Here is a 16388-nt window from a genome sequence, read left to right as displayed (position 1 = left end):
GGCGTCAGGCGGTGACCCGCAGCGGCAGACAGGCGATGTCCACGCCTTCGGCATAGATCACCTCGTCCTGCGCGAAATGCAGCATCAGGAAATGCGCCTGCGGCAGGACATCGGCGCAGATCAGGCGGCCATCCACCAGCCGCCTTGCGGGAACGGCCACTTCGGCCCGGCCCCAGATCGCCTGCGCCCGCCAGTCACGGATCCAGAGCGGCTGGGCCGGCGCGACCACCAGTGCGGCCCCCGGGCGCCCCGAACCCAAGGCGCGCGGCGCAATCCGCACCACCGGCGCATCGGCCTCTGCCCGCCAGTCTACCGCTTCAAGCCGCCGCATCCCGTTGCGCGCGATTACCCGGTCGCCGGGCGTCAGCCATTCGACCGGCAGGGCACCTTCGGCGGTCATTATCCGGGTTCCGGCCAGAAGACCGACCGCATCGCTCCGATCCGGTCGCGTCCCTGCCCTTGCCGCCTGCGACATCCGGCCTCCTGCCTGTCTCTGCTCTGGCCGTTCCGGCCTTTTTGTGTGCCGCAAGCCTAGGGGAAGATATCGTCAGGCGCGAGCCATTCTTCCCCGCGTTTGCCTGCTCTTTTCCTCTCGCTTCCCGCGCGGGGCTTTGTTAGAAGGGCGCGGATTTGCAGGGCCGTGCCGTGGCGGGGCTCTGCAGGGATTTGCGGGTGTGGCGGAATTGGCAGACGCACCGGATTTAGGTTCCGGCGCCGCAGGGCGTGGGGGTTCAAATCCCTTCACCCGCACCAGATTTGGGATGAGAAGGACGAACATATGCAGGTCACCGAGACCCTGAAAGACGGCCTCAAGCGCGCCTACACCATCACGGTGACGGCTGCCGAGCTGGAAGCCAAGGTGCAGGAAAAGCTCCTCGAGGCGCAGCCCGAGGTCGAAATCAAGGGCTTCCGCAAGGGCAAGGTGCCGCTGGCGATCCTGAAAAAGCAATTCGGCCAGCGCCTGATGGGCGATGCCATGCAGGATGCGATCGACGGCGCGATGAAGGATCACTTCGACGCCACCGGCGACCGCCCGGCGCTGCAGCCCGAAGTGAAGATGGTCGGCGGCGAAACCTGGGCCGAAGGTCAGGACGTCGTCGTCGAGATGTCCTATGAGGCGCTGCCGCCGATCCCGGACGTCGATGCCGGCAAGATCGCGCTGGAGCGTCTGGTGGTGAAGGCCGGTGAGGCCGATGTCGAAGAGGCGCTGACCAACCTCGCCGGCACCGCGCAAACCTTTGAGGCCAAGAAGAAGGCCCAGAAGGCCAAGAAGGGCGATCAGGTCGTGATCGACTTCAAGGGGTCGGTTGACGGCGATTACTTCGACGGCGGCTCGGGCGAGGATTATCCGCTCGTCCTCGGCTCGAACAGCTTCATCCCCGGTTTTGAGGATCAGCTGATCGGCGCCAAGACCGGCGACGAAGTGAAGGTCGAGGTGACCTTCCCCGAAGCCTATGGTGCCGCCCATCTGGCCGGCAAGGCTGCGGTGTTCGAGACCACCGTCAAGGAAGTGCGCGAGCCGAAGGCCGCCGAGATCGACGACGAGCTGGCCAAGAAGTTCGGCGCCGAAGACCTCGCCGCGCTGCGCGGCCAGATCGCCGAGCGTCTGGAAGCCGAATACAAGGGTGCCTCGCGCGCCGTGCTGAAGCGCAGCCTGCTGGATCAGCTTGACGCGCAGGTGAAGTTCGACCTGCCCTCGAAGCTGGTCGAGGCCGAAGCGGCGCAGATCGCGCATCAGCTCTGGCACGAGGAAAACCCGGATCACCACGGCCATGACCATGGCGCGGTCGAGCCGACCGACGAACACAAGGCGCTGGCCGAGCGTCGCGTGCGTCTGGGCCTTGTTCTGGCCGAAGTGGGCCGCAAGGCCGAGGTCACCGTGACCGATGCCGAAATGACGCAAGCCGTTCTGGCCGCTGCCCGCCAGTATCCGGGCCAAGAGCGCCAGTTCTTCGAGTTCGTGCAGAAGAACCAGCAGATGCAACAGCAACTGCGCGCGCCGCTCTACGAGGACAAGGTTGTGGACCATATCATGGGTCAGGCCAGCGTCACCGAAAAGGAAGTCGGCAAGGAAGACCTTCAGAAGGCCGTCGAGGCGCTGGACGAACTCTGATCCGCGCAGATTTTTCTGCGAAAAATCTGAAAGCCGCCCTTCGGGGCGGCTTTTTGCATGGGCAGCCGACCGCGCGGACGCGGGGCGCGCGGGCCTAACCCGTCTGCGGCACTGGGGCGGGTTTTGGCGCGGGTTCCGCGCGCAGCACATAGATGCCTGCCGCCACGATCACCGCGATGCCCAGCCAGCCGAAGGCGTCGGGCAGGTCGCCCCAGAACAGCCAGCCCCACAGGATGCCCCAGAAGGCGAAGGTGAACTCGAACGGCGCCACGACCGAGGATTGCGCAATCCGGTAGGCTTGCGTCAGCAGGGTCAGCCCGATGGCCGCGATCACGCCACAGCTTGCCATCATCAAAAGGTCGCGCGTGGTCGGCATGACCCAGCCCCGGGTCAGGAAGGCAAGCGAGGGGTGCAGATCATCCGCCGCACCACCCCAGCCGAACCACAAGGACAGCGCGGCGGCGCAGAGCAGAAAGGCGATATTCCCCCAGAAGGCCATGGCGGCCGCACTGTCGCGCGTGCCCATGGTGCGGGCCAGAATCATCGAACCGGCATAGGCAAAGCCGCAGAAGACCGGCAACAGCGCCGCCCAGTCGAACAGCGCGCCACCGGGGCGCACCATGATCAGCACCCCGCCGAACCCCGCCAGCACGGCAAGCCAGCGCCGCGCCGACACCCGTTCGTGCAGCACGACCACCGACAGCACGGTGATCAAGAGCGGCGCGGTGAAGTAAAGCGCAACGGTCGTCGCCATCGGCAGCGCCGCAAGTGCGAGGTAATAGGCGGTGTAGGCGGTGAAGTTCAGCAGGCCCCGGCCCAGCATGGCCGGCCATGTCCGGCTGAGAAGCCCGCCAAAGCCGCCATCGAACCAGCGCACGATCAGCAAAAGGCAGGGCACCGCCGCAAGGCTGCGCAGCATCATCGCCTGATGCAGCGGATAGTCGCCCGAAATCAGCTTGAGGATGAGATCCTGCACCGAAAAGATGGCGATCCCGCTGACGAGACACAATATTCCGGCCGAGGTGCTGGACAGGCGCATGGCCGGACCCTAGCCCGGCCATCGCTTTCGTCTGGCTTCGTTGCGACAGTGGCGGTCGCTTCCCGCCTGTCAGACGATCAGGAAATCCGAGGCGGCAAGGTCGATGTCGCCGGTAAAGCGCGCCATTGCATAGACGCCGCCTGCCGGATCGTCGCCGTTCGGATCCCAGACAAGGGTGGTGGTGTTGGTCCCGGCATCATAGCTGTAGACGAATTGCGCCGCCGCCCCGACCGCAGCACCTTCGTTCAGCAGGGCAGGGTTCAGCGCCCCGGCACCCGGCCCGAATTGCAGCAGCACGGTCGAGAATTCCAGCCGGTCCACGCCGGTTTCAAAATCGGTGATCAGATGGTTGCCGATCTCGTTGGCGCGGAAGACGAAACGGTCGGCCCCTGCGCCGCCGGTGGCGGTGTCATTGCCCAGTCCGAACACCAGTTGATCGTTGCCGGCGCCGCCATCAAGGCTGTCATTGCCCCATTGTCCTTCCAGCCGGTCATTGCCCTCGCCGCCGATCAGCGTGTCGTTCCCGGCCCCGCCCCAGAGGAAATCGCCGCCGGTGCCGCCATCGAGATAGTCCTGATTGGCACCACCATAGAGGCTGTCACCCCCGGCGTCGCCCATCAGTTGGTCATTGCCCAGCCCGCCCTCAAGCCAGTCGGCCCCGCCACGACCTGAAACGGTGTCATTGCCTCCGCCGCCATAGAAGCTGTCGCGCCCGTCCCACAGTGCCGCGATGTCATTGGTGTTGCCGCTGTAGACCTCGAAGGTTTCAAAGCCGGTGATCGACGACAGATAGCCGTCATCCACCGCCCCCGTCGTGTAATCGGCGATGAAATACAGCGCCGAGCCGCCGTTGGTCACCACCAGAACGTCATTACCGGCGCCGCCCTCAAGCGTGTTGGCCATGCCGATCTGATAGCTGACCAGATCGCTGCCCGCCCCCGCATCGGCCTGATTGGCGCCGCCATAAAGATAGATCTCGTCCCGCCCGCCGCCGGTCTGCACGATGTCGTCACCAAAGCCGCCGTCGAGAACATAAGCCTCAAAGCCGGTGATGACCGAGCCATAGCTGTCATCCGCGCTGCCGGTCACGGTGTTGACGGTGAAGTTCAGCAAGTCGCCATAGGTGGTCCCGATCAGCGTGTCATTGCCGAAGCCGCCATCCAGCGTGCTGCTGCCGCCCAGCACATAGCGCACCACGTCGTTGCCGCCACCGGCGTTGACGAGATTGTCGCCTTCCGCCACGTCGATCAGATCGCCCTGTTCCCCGGCAAGGATGCTGTCATTGCCCTCTCCGGCGGCCAGCACGAGCCGCTCGACATTGATCATCGTGACGGTCCCGCCCGTGGTCGAGGTCGCCTGGCCAAGGCCGGGATTGGTCATGTCGATGTCCACGGCCCCGAGGCTGCCCGCGAACCAGCCAATAACCGCCGTGTCGATCCCCGACCCGCCGGCGAGCGTGGCATCCTGCGCACTGGTCAGGCCGAAAATGTCGTCGCCAGCGCCGCCATTGGCATAGCCGTTGGCACTGTCCGGCGTGATCGACAGCACGATGAGGTCATTGCCGCCGCCGCCATAAAACGTGTTCGGGCCGCCCTGACCGACAAGATAGTCGTCCCCCTCATGGCCGTAGATCACGCTGCTGCCATCGACGGCAAAAACCGTATCGCTGCCCGGGCCGCCATAGATCGTGTCATTGCCGCCCTCGCCGTAGATCAGGTCATGGCCAGCCAGACCGTTGATCACGTCCGGGCCAGAGGTTCCGAACAACAGGTTGTCGTCCGGGTTGCCGACGCGCTTTGCCATGATGAGAATCTCCTGCCTGATGCGAAATGTCCCGGGGTCTGACCGCCCAATCCGGCGCCCCGCTGCGGCAGGCTAGCACAGGCTTTCGAGGTGCCCAAAGCCCGATTTCAACGAAAAACGCCCGGGGTTTCCCCCGGGCGTCCTGCATCGCTTTCGCGCTGCGATCAGTCTTCGGCAGTCGCCGCGCCGATTTCGTCGAACAGTTCGGCGATTTCGAAGTCGGCAGCAGCGTCAGCCTCGGCGGCCAACTCCTGGATCGACTTGCCCGACGCCTGCAGTTCGGCTTCTTCCACCGAGCGGGCGACGTTCAGGCGCACCTTGACGGTGACTTCCGGGTGCAGCACGACCGAAACGGTGTGCAGGCCCAGTTCCTTGATCGGACGGTCCAGCACGACCTGATCGCGCTTGATGGTGAAGCCGCCGGCGGTCGCGGCTTCCGACACGTCACGGCCCGAAACGGAACCATAGAGCGCGCCGGCATCCGAGGCCGAGCGAATCACGATGAAGGTCTGGCCGTCCAGTTGGACACCAGCCGCTTCGGCTTCCTTCTTGGTCTCGAGGTTTTGCGCCTCAAGCTGGACCTTGCGGGCCTCGAAGGATTTGATGTTGCTCTCGTTGGCGCGCAGCGCCTTGCCTTGCGGCAGGAGGTAGTTGCGGGCGTAGCCGTCCTTGACGTTGACGACTTCACCCATCTGGCCAAGCTTGGCCACGCGCTGAAGCAGGATCACTTGCATGTCAGATGCTCCTTACTTCACGGCATAGGGCAGCAGGGCAAGGAAGCGGGCGCGCTTGATGGCCGTGGCCAGTTCACGCTGCTTCTTGGCCGAGACCGCGGTGATGCGGGACGGGACGATCTTGCCGCGCTCGGAGATGTAGCGCTGCAGCAGACGGGTGTCCTTGTAGTCGATCGCCGGAGCGTTGTCGCCCGAGAAGGGGCAAACCTTGCGGCGGCGGAAAAACGGTTTGTTCGCCATGGCTTATTGTCCTTTTCTCAGATCAGCGACGGAAGCCGCCACGGTCGCCACCGCGATCGCCGCGGTCACCACCGAAGGAGGGACGTTCACGACGTTCGCCGCCGCCGAAGCCGCCCTCGGGACGGTCGCCACGGTCGCCGCGCTCACGCTCGTCACGCTTTTGCATCTGCACCGACGGGCCGTCGCCGTGCTTGTCAACCTTGATGGTCAGCACGCGCATCACGTCGTCATGCAGGCGCATCAGACGCTCCATTTCCTGCACGGCAGCCGAGGGGGCGTCCGATTTCAGGAAGGCGTAATGGCCCTTGCGGTTCTTGTTGATCTTGTAGGCCATGGTCTTCACGCCCCAATACTCGCTTTCGACGACTTTGCCGCCGTTGTCCGCGAGGACGGTCGAGAAGTGTTCCACAAGGCCTTCGGCTTGCGTGTTGGACAAGTCCTGACGCGCGATGAAGACATGCTCATAAAGCGGCATGTATGCTCCGTTTCTGATCAGGCGCATTTCATAGGTCGGGCAACCTTCCCGCGGCCCGACCACGAGAGGCTGCGCCGTTGCGTGGAAATTGCGGGAAGGATGCGGCCTTATACAGAAGGCGGGCCGGGATGCAACCCTTCGCGGGGTTTTAGCGGGCCGATGTGGGCAGGCCGAACACCTTGTCAAAGCCCCAGGTGAAGACAAAGGCATAAACACCAAAGAACGCCACCAGCGCCAGATCATAGACCAGCGCCTCGATCAGCCCGGTTTGCAGCCACCATGCCAGGAAAGGCACCATCAGCAGGATCAGCCCGCCCTCATAGAGGACGCCATGCGCAAGGCGGCGGCGCAGGCTGCGGCCTTTGACGGTCTGCCGCCGCTCCCAGGCTTCGAAGATCGCGTTGAACACGTAGTTCCACAGCAGCGCAATCAGGGTTGATCCAAAGGCCGCTCCGCCCGCCGTGGCAGCATCGGCATGGGAAAAGGCCAGAAGGCCCAGCGTGGTGATGGCCAGTCCCAGCCCCTCGAACAACAGGGCATAGACGATGCGGCGGGCGATGGGGGAAAGCGAATGGCGGATCATGGCGGCACCATAGCGCGCCGGGTGGCCCTGTCGAGTGCTGCAAAATCGGGCAGATTTCCGGCCTGACGCAGGTGTGATGTGCGTTGCCGCACAGGAAATGCGCGGTTCGCCTGACTTGAGAATGCAAGGTGACGCAGGCAGATTAGAGCGGCTTTTCAATCTGTTGCAAGGATGTCTTATGACCCGTTTCGCTCCGCTGGCGCTGATCGCCGCGCTGACCGCCGCCCCCGCCTTTGCCGAGGCCGAGAAATATGTGCTGGACCCCAGCCACAGCCAGATCGTGTTCACCTACAACCATCTGGGCTATTCGACCTCGACCGGCATGTTCTCGGGCTTTGACGGCGAGATTCAATTCGATCAGGCCAATCCTGCGGCCTCGTCGGTGACGGTGGCTTTCCCGGTCAAGACCATGCTGACCGGCTGGCAGGCGCGGTTCGATCATTTCATGTCGCCCGATTTCTTTGACGCGACCGAGGATGAAATGGTGTCCTTCACCTCGACCGGCATCGAAGTGACCGGCGAGAAGACGGCCAAGATCACCGGCGACCTGACGCTGAACAGCGTCACGAAATCGGTGGTTCTGGATGCCGTGCTGACACAGGCGGGCGAACACCCGATGGAGAAAAAGCCTTGGGCCGGCTTCAGCGCCACCACCACGCTGATCCGCTCGGACTACAATCTGGGCGCTTTCGCCCCCTTCGTCTCGGATGAGGTGCAGGTGGCGATTTCGGTCGAAGCCTCGAAAGCCGAATAAGCCGTTGCGCAAGGCAGAAGGGCCGCCGGAGTAATCCGGCGGCCCTTTTCCATGCGGTCAGGCGAAGGGCCAAATTTCTTCCAAGAAATTTGCAAATTCCTTCGAAGGAATTTGGTCCCGCCTCGCCCCTCAGTTCCGCCTTGCCGTCAGGGCGATGTCCAGCGTCACGGCAAAGCCCACGGTTTCCTCATCCTCATACCCGGCGCCGATGCCGAAATCGCGGCGGTCGAGCGCGACGGTGCCGGTCACGCGGGCGCTGTCGCCGTCGATCTGCAGGGCAAACGGCAGGGAGAGCGGCCGGCTCTGTCCATGCAGGTCCAGGGTTCCTTCGGCGACATAGCCTGCGCCTTCGGGGCGGATATCGGCGGTGAAGGTGGCGGTCGGGTGTTTGACCACATCAAGGAATTCCGGCCCCTTGGCCTGATCGCCGACCGATCCGAGGGCGAGCGAGGCCAGGTCGATGCTGGCGGTCACCTGACCGTTCCTGCCATCAACCGGAGTTTCGTCAAAGATGATTTCGGCGCTCCAGATGCCAAAACGCCCCTCGACCTCGGCGCCCATCTGCCGGACGCGGAAGGCGATGCTGCCTTCGCTGACCTGCCAGTTGCCCGCTGTGGCGGCCTGCGGCGCCGAGGCGGCGGCTTCGGGCGGGGCGGTCAGGCCGATGGCCAGCGCGGCGGCGGCGGCATAGACCGCCAGCGCGGCAAGGGCAGGCGCCTTGGGATGCGGGGCCGGATGCCCTGCCGCGCGGCCGCTGATCATCCGTGCCAGCGTGCCATCGCGGTCGATCAGCGCATGTTTCAGGGCGCCCGCGACATGCAGGATCAGGCTGGCGATCAGCAGTTTGGTGAAGATCCAGTGCAGGGCGCCCGCGCTGGCCGCGACGGCTTCCGAGACCGGCACGAAGGGCAGGCCCTGACCCAGCGGCCAGAGGATCGGCGCAAAGCCGGTGGTGGCCGCATGATGCACCCAGCCCGACAACGGCACGGCGACCAGCGACAGATAGAGCGTCCAATGCACCGCCTCTGCGGCAAGGGTTTCAAGCCGCCGCCCCGGGTGCAGCGGCGCCGGACGCGGCTGCACCAGTGCCCAGAGGATGCGCAACAGCGCCACGGCAAAAGCCGCGATGCCCAGCGTCTTGTGCAGGCTGAAAAGCTGCGCCTTGCGCGCCGCAGATGCGGCGCCGGTCAGCGCCATGTCATTGGCGATCAGCCCCAGCGGAATCGCCGTCAGGATCAGAAGGGCGGTCAGCCAGTGCAGCGTGCGCGCGACGCTGCCATAGCTTTGGGAGGTATTCGGGCGGGGCATCGGCAACTCCGTTTTCTGCTTTGCAGCAAGATAGCAGGCGCGCGCCGCCGCCGCCTCTGACCTTGCGCACAGCCACTGTGCGGTGACTTTGGCGTGATCGGGCCGTGACCGCCTTGCGATTGTGCGGTGCGGTTGCGCGGGGCGCAGCCATTGGGTAAGCCGGTACAAACAGGGGAGGATCGCCATGAGCCGCGCATTCGTTTTTCCGGGGCAGGGTGCCCAGACCATCGGCATGGGCCGCGCTTTGGCCGAAGCCTATCCGGCGGCAAAAGCCGTGTTCGACGAGGTGGATGCGGCCTTGGGCGAAAAGCTGTCGGCGCTGATCTGGGAGGGCGACATCGCCACCCTGACGCTGACGCAGAATGCGCAGCCGGCGCTGATGGCAACCTCGCTCGCCGCCATGCGCGCGCTTGAGGTGGAGGGGATCGGCATTGATCATGCGGCCTTTGTCGCGGGTCATTCGCTGGGCGAATATTCCGCGCTTTGTGCCGCAGGGGCCCTGAGCCTGTCGGACACCGCGCGCCTCTTGCGCATCCGCGGCCGCGCCATGCAAGAGGCGGTGCCGGTGGGTGTGGGCGCCATGGCCGCCCTTCTGGGGCTGAATTTCGAGCAGGCGGCCGAGGTTGCCGCCGAGGCTGCGCAGGGCGAGGTCTGTCAGGCCGCCAATGACAACGATCCCGCGCAGGTGGTGGTTTCGGGCCACAAGGGCGCGGTCGAGCGGGCACTGGACATCGCCAAGGCCCGCGGCGCCAAGCGCGCGCTCTTGCTGCCGGTCTCTGCCCCGTTCCATTGCGCATTGATGCAGCCCGCCGCCGCCGTCATGGCCGAGGCGCTGGCCGCCGTCACCGTTTCGGCGCCGAAAGTGCCGGTGGTGGTGAATGTGCGGGCCGAGGCGGTGACCGAACCCGACCGCATCCGCGCGCTTCTGGTGGCGCAGGTGACCGGCTCGGTCCGCTGGCGCGAAAGCGTGCAATGGATGGCGGGCGCGGGTGTCACCGAGTTCTGGGAAATCGGCGCGGGCAAGGCGCTGTCGGGCATGATCAAGCGGATCGTCGGCGGCGAGGTGGCGCTGCGCGCCGTGGGCACGCCCGAGGATGTGCTGGCCGCCAAAGGCTGAGGCTACGTTCTGGCCCCGGACGCTGCGGCCTGCCGGCCAAATCGGCGGGTGGAAATTCGGGGCGGGGGTTGTTAAGGAAGCCTCGGTGACTGGAGGGGATGTGCCATGTTCGATCTGACAGGAAAATGCGCGCTGGTGACGGGCGCTTCGGGGGGTATCGGCGGGGCGGTGGCGCGGGCGCTGCATGGTGCCGGGGCCACGGTGGGCCTGTCGGGCACCCGCGTTGCGCCGCTTGAGGCGCTTGCGGCGGAGCTGGGCGGGCGGGCGCATGTGCTGCCCTGCAACCTGTCGGAGCCGACCGAAGTCGAGGGGCTGACGAAGCGCGCCGCCGAGGCGATGGGTTCGGTGGACATTCTGGTCAACAACGCCGGGATCACCCGCGACGGTCTGATGATGCGGATGTCGGACGATGACTGGGCGCAGGTGATCGACGTCAACCTGACATCTTCCTTCCGGCTTTGCCGGGCGGCGCTGCGCGGCATGATGAAGGCGCGCTGGGGCCGGATCATCAACATCACCTCGGTCGTCGGCACCTCGGGCAATCCGGGGCAGGCGAATTATGCCGCCGCCAAGGCCGGGCTGACGGGGCTGTCGAAATCGCTGGCGCAGGAAGTGGCCAGCCGTGGCATCACGGTGAACTGTGTGGCGCCCGGTCTGGTGGAAACCGCCATGACCGAAAAGCTGAACGACGAACAGCGCGCCCGCATTCTGGCCGATGTGCCCGCCGGGCGAATGGGCCAGCCCGAAGAGATTGCGGCGGCGGTGCTGTATCTGGCCTCGGGCGAGGCGGGCTATGTCACCGGGGCGACGCTGCATGTCAACGGCGGCGGCAACATGGCCTGACGCGTGCAGGCGGCGCCGGAGCCCGGTCTGACGGTATTTGCCGGCGCGCATTTGCGGGCCACACTGTTCGATCCGGGTCGGGCGCGGCTGGCCGTGTCTTTCGACCATCTGGAGCGCGGGCGGCGCGGCTTTTCCGGGGCGGCGCCCTCGCGCGCTTTCGCGCGGCGGGGTTTTGCGCAGCTTGTCGTGCAATCCGCCGCGAATGACTGGTATCTGAATGCCGATCTTGCACCGCTGATGCGGGCGCTGGCGCCGGTCTGTGCCGGGTATGACGGCACCACCGGCATCGGCTTTTCCATGGGCGGTTTTGCCGCGCTGAAGCTGTCGGCGGTGCTGCGGCTGCGCCAAGTGCTGCTGGTATCGGCGCAGGTGACGCCCTTTGCCGAGCGGGCGCCCTTTGACGGGCGCTATCGCCGCTTTGCCGGGGGGATGCTGCCGGCGCTGGACCTGATGGCGCAGGATATCGCACCAGAGCTGCAGGGGTTGGCCCTGTTCGATCCGCTCAACCGCAGCAAGGACCGCGACCATGCCCGCGCCATTGCCGCCCTTGCGCCGGGGGTGCGGGCGGTGGCGCTGCCCTTTGGCGGCCATCCGGCGACCGGGCTGATCCGCCGTGCGGGGCTTTGGGGCCATTTGCAGCGGCTGGTGGCCGAGGACCGGCTGACGCCCGCCGCGATGCTGGGCTTGCGTCACAAGGCGCGCGGGGGCAGTCTGGACTATGCCCACCGTCTGGCCGATGCGTTGGAGGGGCGGGCGGCACGGCGCAGCTAGGGGCGGGCGATTGTTTCGGTTGCCTTGCCTTCACGGCTTTGCTATCAGCCGCGCGACGGGAGCCGGGGTTTTGCCTGCGGGCCTTGGCGCATAACCGCCCTCAGGGGCAAGGCAACGACGGGGCACGGCCCCAGTGAAAGAGGAAGTGACATGAGCGACATCGCCGATCGCGTGAAGAAGATCGTCGTCGAGCATCTCGGCGTCGAAGCGGACAAAGTGACCGAGAACGCCTCGTTCATCGACGATCTGGGCGCCGACAGCCTCGACACGGTCGAGCTGGTCATGGCCTTCGAAGAAGAATTCGGCATCGAGATCCCCGATGATGCCGCCGAAACCATCCAGACCTTCGGCGACGCGGTGAAGTTCATCTCGGGCGCTGTCTGAGGTCGGACTGCATCGGCCTTCGGGCGGATCAAGGGCATCCTTCGGGGTGCCCTTTTGCTTTGGCGCCCCTTGCAGGGGCGGCTGGCCCGTCGCAGGATGCCGCGACAATCGGCGAGGCGGCAAATGGCGACACTTGGGGCGATGTTCGGGGCCGAAGGCGGCAAGACCTTCATGGGCCTGCCAGAGGCGCTGGGGCCTGCGGATTTGCAGGGCGCTGCGGCGGTGATCATCGGGGCCGATGGCTGCACACCCTATCCGTCGGTCGGGTTCTATTGCGCGGGCGGCGCGGCGGCGATCCGGGCCGGGGGCGCGGCCTTTGCCGCCGCGCAGGGCAACATGAACTTTGACACCGGCTTGACCGTGCTGCCCGAGGGCGCGCGGGTGCTGGATGGCGGCGATGTGCCGGTGGACGTGGCCGACCCCGAAGGCAACCGCGCCACCCTGCGCGCCGCCGTGGCCGAGATCGTGGCGGCGGGGGCGGTGCCGGTCCTTCTGGGGGGCGACGATTCGCTGCCGATCCCGATGTTGCAGGCGCTGGAGGGGCAGGGGCCGCTGACCATCCTGCAGATCGACGCCCATATCGACTGGCGCGACGAGGTGGGGGGCGAGCGGTGGGGCCTGTCCTCGACCATGCGGCGGGCCTCGGAGATGGCGCATGTGGGCCAGATCATTCAGGTCGGCAGCCGGGGTATCGGCTCTGCCCGACCGGGCGATTATGTCGATGCGGTTGAGGCGGGGGTGCAGTTCGTTCATGCCCGCAAGGTGGCGGCGCTGGGTGTGGCGCCGGCGCTGGCGCTGATCCCCGAAGGGGCGCGGGTGGTGATCTGTCTGGACGTGGATGCGCTGGACCCGGCGGTGATGCCGGCGGTGATCGGGCGCACGGCGGGCGGGCTGACCTATTGGCAGGTGTTCGAACTGATTGCGGGCGTGGCGGCCAAGGCGCGGATCGCCGCCTTTGACATGGTGGAATTCATGCCCGAGCGCGACATTGACGGGCAGGGCGCGCTGGTGGCGGCGCAATTGCTGGCCGGGGTGATCGGGCTGATCGCGGAACAAGGGGGACAGGGATGAGCCGTTTCAACCAACCTTTGGGCGGCAATGACATGCCGCGTTTCGGCGGCCCCGCCACGATGATGCGGCTGCCCGCACAGGCGGATGCGACCGGGCTGGACGTGGCGTTCGTCGGCATTCCGATGGATCATGGCACCTCGAACCGATCCGGCACACGGCTGGGTCCGCGCCAGATCCGCGATGAAAGCCGGATGCTGCGGCCCTATAACATGGCCACCGGCGCGGCGCCTTTTGAGCATTTGCAGGTGGCCGATATCGGTGATGTGCCGATCAACACCTTTGATCTGAAGAAGACGGTGGACATCATCACCGCCTTTTATGACGGGGTGCTGGACAAGGGCGCCATCCCGCTGACCCTTGGCGGCGACCATACGCTGACCTGGCCGATCCTGCGGGCGATGAAGAAGAAACACGGGCCGGTGGCGCTGATCCATGTCGATGCCCATGCCGATATCAATGACACGATGTTCGGCGAGAAGGTCGCCCATGGCTGCCCCTTCCGCCGGGCGTGGGAAGACGGCTGCCTGATCAATGACAAGGTGTTTCAGATCGGGCTGCGCGGCACCGGCTATGGCCCGGACGATTTCGATTGGGGCCGTGAGCGGGGCTGGACCGTGGTGCAGGCCGAAGACTGCTGGCACAAGTCGCTGAAACCGCTGATGGCAGAGGTTCGGGAAAAGATCGGCGATGCGCCGGTTTACCTTAGCTATGACATCGACAGTCTGGACCCGGCTTTTGCGCCCGGGACGGGCACGGTGGAACCCGGCGGGCTGACCATCTGGCAGGGGCTTGAGATCGTGCGCGGTTGTGCCGGGCTGAACCTGATCGGCGGCGATCTGGTCGAGGTTTCGCCGCCCTATGATCCTTCGGGCAATACCGCGCTGATCGGGGCGAACCTGCTTTATGAAATGCTCTGTGTTCTGCCCGGAGTGCCGCAACGGCGGAGTTGAAGAGCGCAATTTGATCAAATTCCTTGATCACCCCCGGGTTTGATCATATCCTTGGCCCAAGCCCCCGGGATTCGGGGTTACGGGATGAGGGATGCCATGAACAAGATCACCAACCACCTGCCCACGGCCGAATTGCAGCGGCTGGACGCGGCGCATCACATGCATCCTTTCACTGATGCCAACGGGTTGGCGCAGAAAGGCGCGCGGGTCATCACTTCGGCCAAAGGCGTCTGGCTGCGCGACAGCGAGGGCAACAAGATCATCGACGGCATGGCGGGCCTGTGGTGTGTCAACATCGGCTATGGCCGCACCGAACTGGGCGATGTGGCCAAGCGGCAGATGGATGAGTTGAGCTATTACAACACCTTCTTCCAGACCACCCATGTTCCGGCCATCGCCCTTGCCGCCAAGATCGCCGAACTGGCGCCGGGTGATCTGAACCATGTGTTCTTCGCCGGGTCCGGTTCGGAAGCCAATGACACCAACATCCGCCTTGTCCGCCGCTATTGGCAGGTCAAGGGCCAGCCGGAAAAGCGGGTGATCATCGCGCGCAAGAACGGCTATCACGGCTCGACCATGGGCGGCGGCAGCCTTGGCGGGATGAGCCCGATCCATGCCCATGGCGGCAAGATCGACGGCATCGTTCACATCGACCAGCCCGATTGGTGGAGCGAGGGCGGCGACATGACGCCCGAGGATTTCGGCCTTGCCCGGGCGCAGGCGCTGGAAACCGCGATCAACGAAATCGGCGTGGACAAGGTTGCAGCCTTCATCGGTGAGCCTATTCAGGGCGCCGGCGGCGTGATCGTGCCGCCCAGCACCTATTGGCCGGAAATCCAGCGCATCTGCGACAAATACGGCATCCTGCTGATTGCGGATGAGGTCATTACCGGCTTTGGCCGCACCGGCAACTGGTTCGGCAGCCAGACCTTCGGCATCAAGCCGCATATCATGACCATCGCCAAGGGCCTGTCCTCGGGCTATCAGCCGATCGGCGGCTCGATCATCTCGGATGAGGTGTTCAATGTGGTGGCCGAGGGGGGTGAACTTTACCACGGCTATACCTATTCCGGCCATCCGGTCGCCGCCGCCGTGGCGCTGGAAAACCTGCGGATCATTCAGGAAGAGGGCGTGGTCGAGCATGTCCGCAATGTCGCGCATCCCTATCTGGCCGAACGCTGGGCGGCGCTGACCGACCATCCCATGGTGGGCGAGGCCAAGCTGGTGGGCCTGATGGGCTCTATCGCGCTGACGCCGAACAAGGCCACCCGGGCGAAATTCGCCTCCGAGGCGGGGACCGTGGGCTATAAGGTGCGCGAGCGCTGCTTTGCCAACAACCTGATCATGCGCCATGTCGGGGACCGCATGATCATCGCCCCGCCGCTGGTGATCACGCCCTCGGAAATCGACGTGCTGATCGAACGGGCGAAGAAGTCGCTGGACGAAGGCTATGCCGCGATCAAGGCCGAAGGGCTGTTCGTGGCGGGCTGAGGCTGTCTGCCGACAGAAAACCGGGGCGTGACAGCGTTTGTCACGCCTTTTTTCGTTGTGCCCGGGCTAGGGTCGGGGCCAAACCCCTGCCGGAGTATCCCATGCGCCATGCCATCCTAGCCGCCTGCCTGACCCTGCTGCCGCTGGGCGCCCTTGCCGAATGTGTGACCGCCAACAGCCTTGCCAAGGGTGTCAGCTTCAAGCGGGCCGATGGCCGGGCGGGGCGGGTGGTGGCAAGGGACGGCGGTATCTACGTCGATTACGCGGCGGGCAAGGGCCTGTGGACGGACGAGCGGCAGACCCTTCTGGGCATCTATGAGACGAACACCACCTCTTTTTTCAGCGACGAAGAGCTGATCGGTTCCGGCGACACAAGGCAGACCTGGAAATTCCGCGGCAAGCCGCCGGTGCCGAAAGCGGGCGAAAGCTGGAAGACGAGGATTTCCGCTGACGCCGTGACCGATAACAGTTCGGAACAGGGCTATCAGGAGTGGTCGGGCAAGTTCGATGCGGTCTATACCTTTCTGCCCGAGATGGAGGCCAAACTCTCTGGCTGCACCTATCGCGCGATCCCGGTCGAGGCGACCTTTCTGGGCGAAGACGGCGGCTTTACCCGGCGCTGGCTGTATTTTGCCGATCTGGGCTTTGGGCTGGAAACCAAGCGCGACGGCACGGGCAACGGTCTGACGGCGCTGAAACCCGACTAAATCGC

At 65.3% G+C, this 16388-nt stretch carries 18 protein-coding genes and 1 tRNA gene; 11 read left to right on the top strand and 8 right to left on the bottom strand.

Features of this window, described 5'->3' with window-relative positions:
- Nucleotides 1–4: 4 nt before the first annotated feature.
- Nucleotides 5–475 carry a Hint domain-containing protein gene (locus tag HS053_RS08180; RefSeq protein WP_277817048.1) on the bottom strand — a complete coding sequence of 157 codons (471 nt, stop codon included), beginning with the start codon at nucleotides 473–475 and terminating at the stop codon, nucleotides 5–7.
- A 193-nt stretch (nucleotides 476–668) separates the two neighbouring features.
- Here HS053_RS08180 and HS053_RS08175 point away from each other — a divergent pair.
- Both HS053_RS08175 and tig read left to right on the top strand, forming a co-directional pair.
- Nucleotides 669–753: transfer RNA gene (locus HS053_RS08175), tRNA-Leu, on the top strand.
- 25 nt (nucleotides 754–778) lie between these two features.
- Nucleotides 779–2113, top strand: coding sequence for a trigger factor (gene tig / locus HS053_RS08170; RefSeq protein ID WP_174210730.1), 1335 nt, complete (start codon nucleotides 779–781; stop codon nucleotides 2111–2113).
- Nucleotides 2114–2207: 94 nt separating this feature from the next.
- On the opposite strand, the gene HS053_RS08165 is transcribed toward tig, so the two are convergent.
- The 6 genes from HS053_RS08165 to HS053_RS08140 all read right to left on the bottom strand — a co-directional run bounded on the left by HS053_RS08165 (nucleotide 2208) and on the right by HS053_RS08140 (nucleotide 6987).
- Nucleotides 2208–3152 (bottom strand): DMT family transporter, encoded by a 945-nt coding sequence (locus tag HS053_RS08165; RefSeq protein WP_174210729.1) that lies wholly within the window; start codon nucleotides 3150–3152, stop codon nucleotides 2208–2210.
- 69 nt (nucleotides 3153–3221) lie between these two features.
- A complete protein-coding gene (locus tag HS053_RS08160; RefSeq protein WP_174210728.1) occupies nucleotides 3222–4955 on the bottom strand; it encodes a calcium-binding protein in 1734 nt (577 codons plus the stop codon).
- 164 nt (nucleotides 4956–5119) lie between these two features.
- Complete coding sequence (gene rplI, locus HS053_RS08155) at nucleotides 5120–5689, bottom strand: 50S ribosomal protein L9 (protein WP_174210727.1); 570 nt, start codon at nucleotides 5687–5689, stop codon at nucleotides 5120–5122.
- A 12-nt stretch (nucleotides 5690–5701) separates the two neighbouring features.
- Complete coding sequence (gene rpsR, locus HS053_RS08150; RefSeq protein ID WP_125327012.1) at nucleotides 5702–5929, bottom strand: 30S ribosomal protein S18; 228 nt, start codon at nucleotides 5927–5929, stop codon at nucleotides 5702–5704.
- 22 nt (nucleotides 5930–5951) lie between these two features.
- A complete protein-coding gene (gene rpsF / locus HS053_RS08145) occupies nucleotides 5952–6404 on the bottom strand; it encodes a 30S ribosomal protein S6 (protein WP_174210726.1) in 453 nt (150 codons plus the stop codon).
- Nucleotides 6405–6552: 148 nt separating this feature from the next.
- On the bottom strand, nucleotides 6553–6987 hold the full coding sequence (locus HS053_RS08140; RefSeq protein WP_174210725.1) for a PACE efflux transporter: 435 nt from the start codon (nucleotides 6985–6987) through the stop codon (nucleotides 6553–6555).
- A gap of 178 nt (nucleotides 6988–7165) precedes the next feature.
- Between HS053_RS08140 and HS053_RS08135 the strand changes: the two genes are divergently transcribed.
- Nucleotides 7166–7741: a YceI family protein gene (locus HS053_RS08135; protein ID WP_174210724.1), complete on the top strand. Its 576-nt coding sequence runs from the start codon at nucleotides 7166–7168 to the stop codon at nucleotides 7739–7741.
- Nucleotides 7742–7870: 129 nt separating this feature from the next.
- On the opposite strand, the gene HS053_RS08130 is transcribed toward HS053_RS08135, so the two are convergent.
- Nucleotides 7871–9049 carry a cytochrome b/b6 domain-containing protein gene (locus tag HS053_RS08130; RefSeq protein WP_174210723.1) on the bottom strand — a complete coding sequence of 393 codons (1179 nt, stop codon included), beginning with the start codon at nucleotides 9047–9049 and terminating at the stop codon, nucleotides 7871–7873.
- A 184-nt stretch (nucleotides 9050–9233) separates the two neighbouring features.
- Here HS053_RS08130 and fabD point away from each other — a divergent pair, with 184 nt between their 5' ends.
- The 8 genes from fabD (at nucleotide 9234) to HS053_RS08090 (ending at nucleotide 16383) form a co-directional block, all read left to right on the top strand.
- Entirely contained in the window at nucleotides 9234–10166 is a 933-nt protein-coding gene (fabD, locus tag HS053_RS08125; protein ID WP_174210722.1) for an ACP S-malonyltransferase, read from the top strand.
- 105 nt (nucleotides 10167–10271) lie between these two features.
- Nucleotides 10272–11009 carry a 3-oxoacyl-[acyl-carrier-protein] reductase gene (fabG, locus tag HS053_RS08120; RefSeq protein WP_174210721.1) on the top strand — a complete coding sequence of 246 codons (738 nt, stop codon included), beginning with the start codon at nucleotides 10272–10274 and terminating at the stop codon, nucleotides 11007–11009.
- A 3-nt stretch (nucleotides 11010–11012) separates the two neighbouring features.
- Nucleotides 11013–11780 (top strand): alpha/beta fold hydrolase, encoded by a 768-nt coding sequence (locus HS053_RS08115; protein ID WP_174210720.1) that lies wholly within the window; start codon nucleotides 11013–11015, stop codon nucleotides 11778–11780.
- 150 nt (nucleotides 11781–11930) lie between these two features.
- Nucleotides 11931–12164: an acyl carrier protein gene (locus tag HS053_RS08110; RefSeq protein WP_174210719.1), complete on the top strand. Its 234-nt coding sequence runs from the start codon at nucleotides 11931–11933 to the stop codon at nucleotides 12162–12164.
- A 123-nt stretch (nucleotides 12165–12287) separates the two neighbouring features.
- On the top strand, nucleotides 12288–13235 hold the full coding sequence (locus HS053_RS08105) for an arginase family protein (protein WP_174210718.1): 948 nt from the start codon (nucleotides 12288–12290) through the stop codon (nucleotides 13233–13235).
- Entirely contained in the window at nucleotides 13232–14185 is a 954-nt protein-coding gene (speB, locus tag HS053_RS08100) for an agmatinase (RefSeq protein WP_174210717.1), read from the top strand. The genes HS053_RS08105 and speB overlap by 4 nt, the downstream gene beginning before the upstream one ends.
- Nucleotides 14186–14281: 96 nt before the next feature.
- Nucleotides 14282–15676 (top strand): aspartate aminotransferase family protein, encoded by a 1395-nt coding sequence (locus HS053_RS08095; RefSeq protein WP_174210716.1) that lies wholly within the window; start codon nucleotides 14282–14284, stop codon nucleotides 15674–15676.
- 101 nt (nucleotides 15677–15777) lie between these two features.
- Nucleotides 15778–16383, top strand: a complete 606-nt coding sequence (locus HS053_RS08090) for a hypothetical protein (RefSeq protein WP_174210715.1) — start codon at nucleotides 15778–15780, stop codon at nucleotides 16381–16383.
- Nucleotides 16384–16388: the final 5 nt, after the last annotated feature.

Source organism: Tabrizicola fusiformis (assembly GCF_013328815.1).
GTDB lineage: Bacteria > Pseudomonadota > Alphaproteobacteria > Rhodobacterales > Rhodobacteraceae > Fuscibacter.
Note: the sequence above shows the minus strand (reverse complement) of the source record. Positions and strands in the feature narration are given on the sequence as shown.

Excerpts from the sequence above, each read along its gene's own strand:
- HS053_RS08180 (WP_277817048.1), bottom strand. The coding sequence starts at position 475 with ATGTCGCAGGCGGCAAGGGCAGGGACGCGACCGGATCGGAGCGATGCG.
- tig (WP_174210730.1), top strand. The coding sequence starts at position 779 with ATGCAGGTCACCGAGACCCTGAAAGACGGCCTCAAGCGCGCCTACACC.
- HS053_RS08165 (WP_174210729.1), bottom strand. The coding sequence starts at position 3,152 with ATGCGCCTGTCCAGCACCTCGGCCGGAATATTGTGTCTCGTCAGCGGG.
- HS053_RS08160 (WP_174210728.1), bottom strand. The coding sequence starts at position 4,955 with ATGGCAAAGCGCGTCGGCAACCCGGACGACAACCTGTTGTTCGGAACC.
- rplI (WP_174210727.1), bottom strand. The coding sequence starts at position 5,689 with ATGCAAGTGATCCTGCTTCAGCGCGTGGCCAAGCTTGGCCAGATGGGT.
- rpsR (WP_125327012.1), bottom strand. The coding sequence starts at position 5,929 with ATGGCGAACAAACCGTTTTTCCGCCGCCGCAAGGTTTGCCCCTTCTCG.
- rpsF (WP_174210726.1), bottom strand. The coding sequence starts at position 6,404 with ATGCCGCTTTATGAGCATGTCTTCATCGCGCGTCAGGACTTGTCCAAC.
- HS053_RS08140 (WP_174210725.1), bottom strand. The coding sequence starts at position 6,987 with ATGATCCGCCATTCGCTTTCCCCCATCGCCCGCCGCATCGTCTATGCC.
- HS053_RS08135 (WP_174210724.1), top strand. The coding sequence starts at position 7,166 with ATGACCCGTTTCGCTCCGCTGGCGCTGATCGCCGCGCTGACCGCCGCC.
- HS053_RS08130 (WP_174210723.1), bottom strand. The coding sequence starts at position 9,049 with ATGCCCCGCCCGAATACCTCCCAAAGCTATGGCAGCGTCGCGCGCACG.
- fabD (WP_174210722.1), top strand. The coding sequence starts at position 9,234 with ATGAGCCGCGCATTCGTTTTTCCGGGGCAGGGTGCCCAGACCATCGGC.
- fabG (WP_174210721.1), top strand. The coding sequence starts at position 10,272 with ATGTTCGATCTGACAGGAAAATGCGCGCTGGTGACGGGCGCTTCGGGG.
- HS053_RS08110 (WP_174210719.1), top strand. The coding sequence starts at position 11,931 with ATGAGCGACATCGCCGATCGCGTGAAGAAGATCGTCGTCGAGCATCTC.
- HS053_RS08105 (WP_174210718.1), top strand. The coding sequence starts at position 12,288 with ATGGCGACACTTGGGGCGATGTTCGGGGCCGAAGGCGGCAAGACCTTC.
- speB (WP_174210717.1), top strand. The coding sequence starts at position 13,232 with ATGAGCCGTTTCAACCAACCTTTGGGCGGCAATGACATGCCGCGTTTC.
- HS053_RS08095 (WP_174210716.1), top strand. The coding sequence starts at position 14,282 with ATGAACAAGATCACCAACCACCTGCCCACGGCCGAATTGCAGCGGCTG.
- HS053_RS08090 (WP_174210715.1), top strand. The coding sequence starts at position 15,778 with ATGCGCCATGCCATCCTAGCCGCCTGCCTGACCCTGCTGCCGCTGGGC.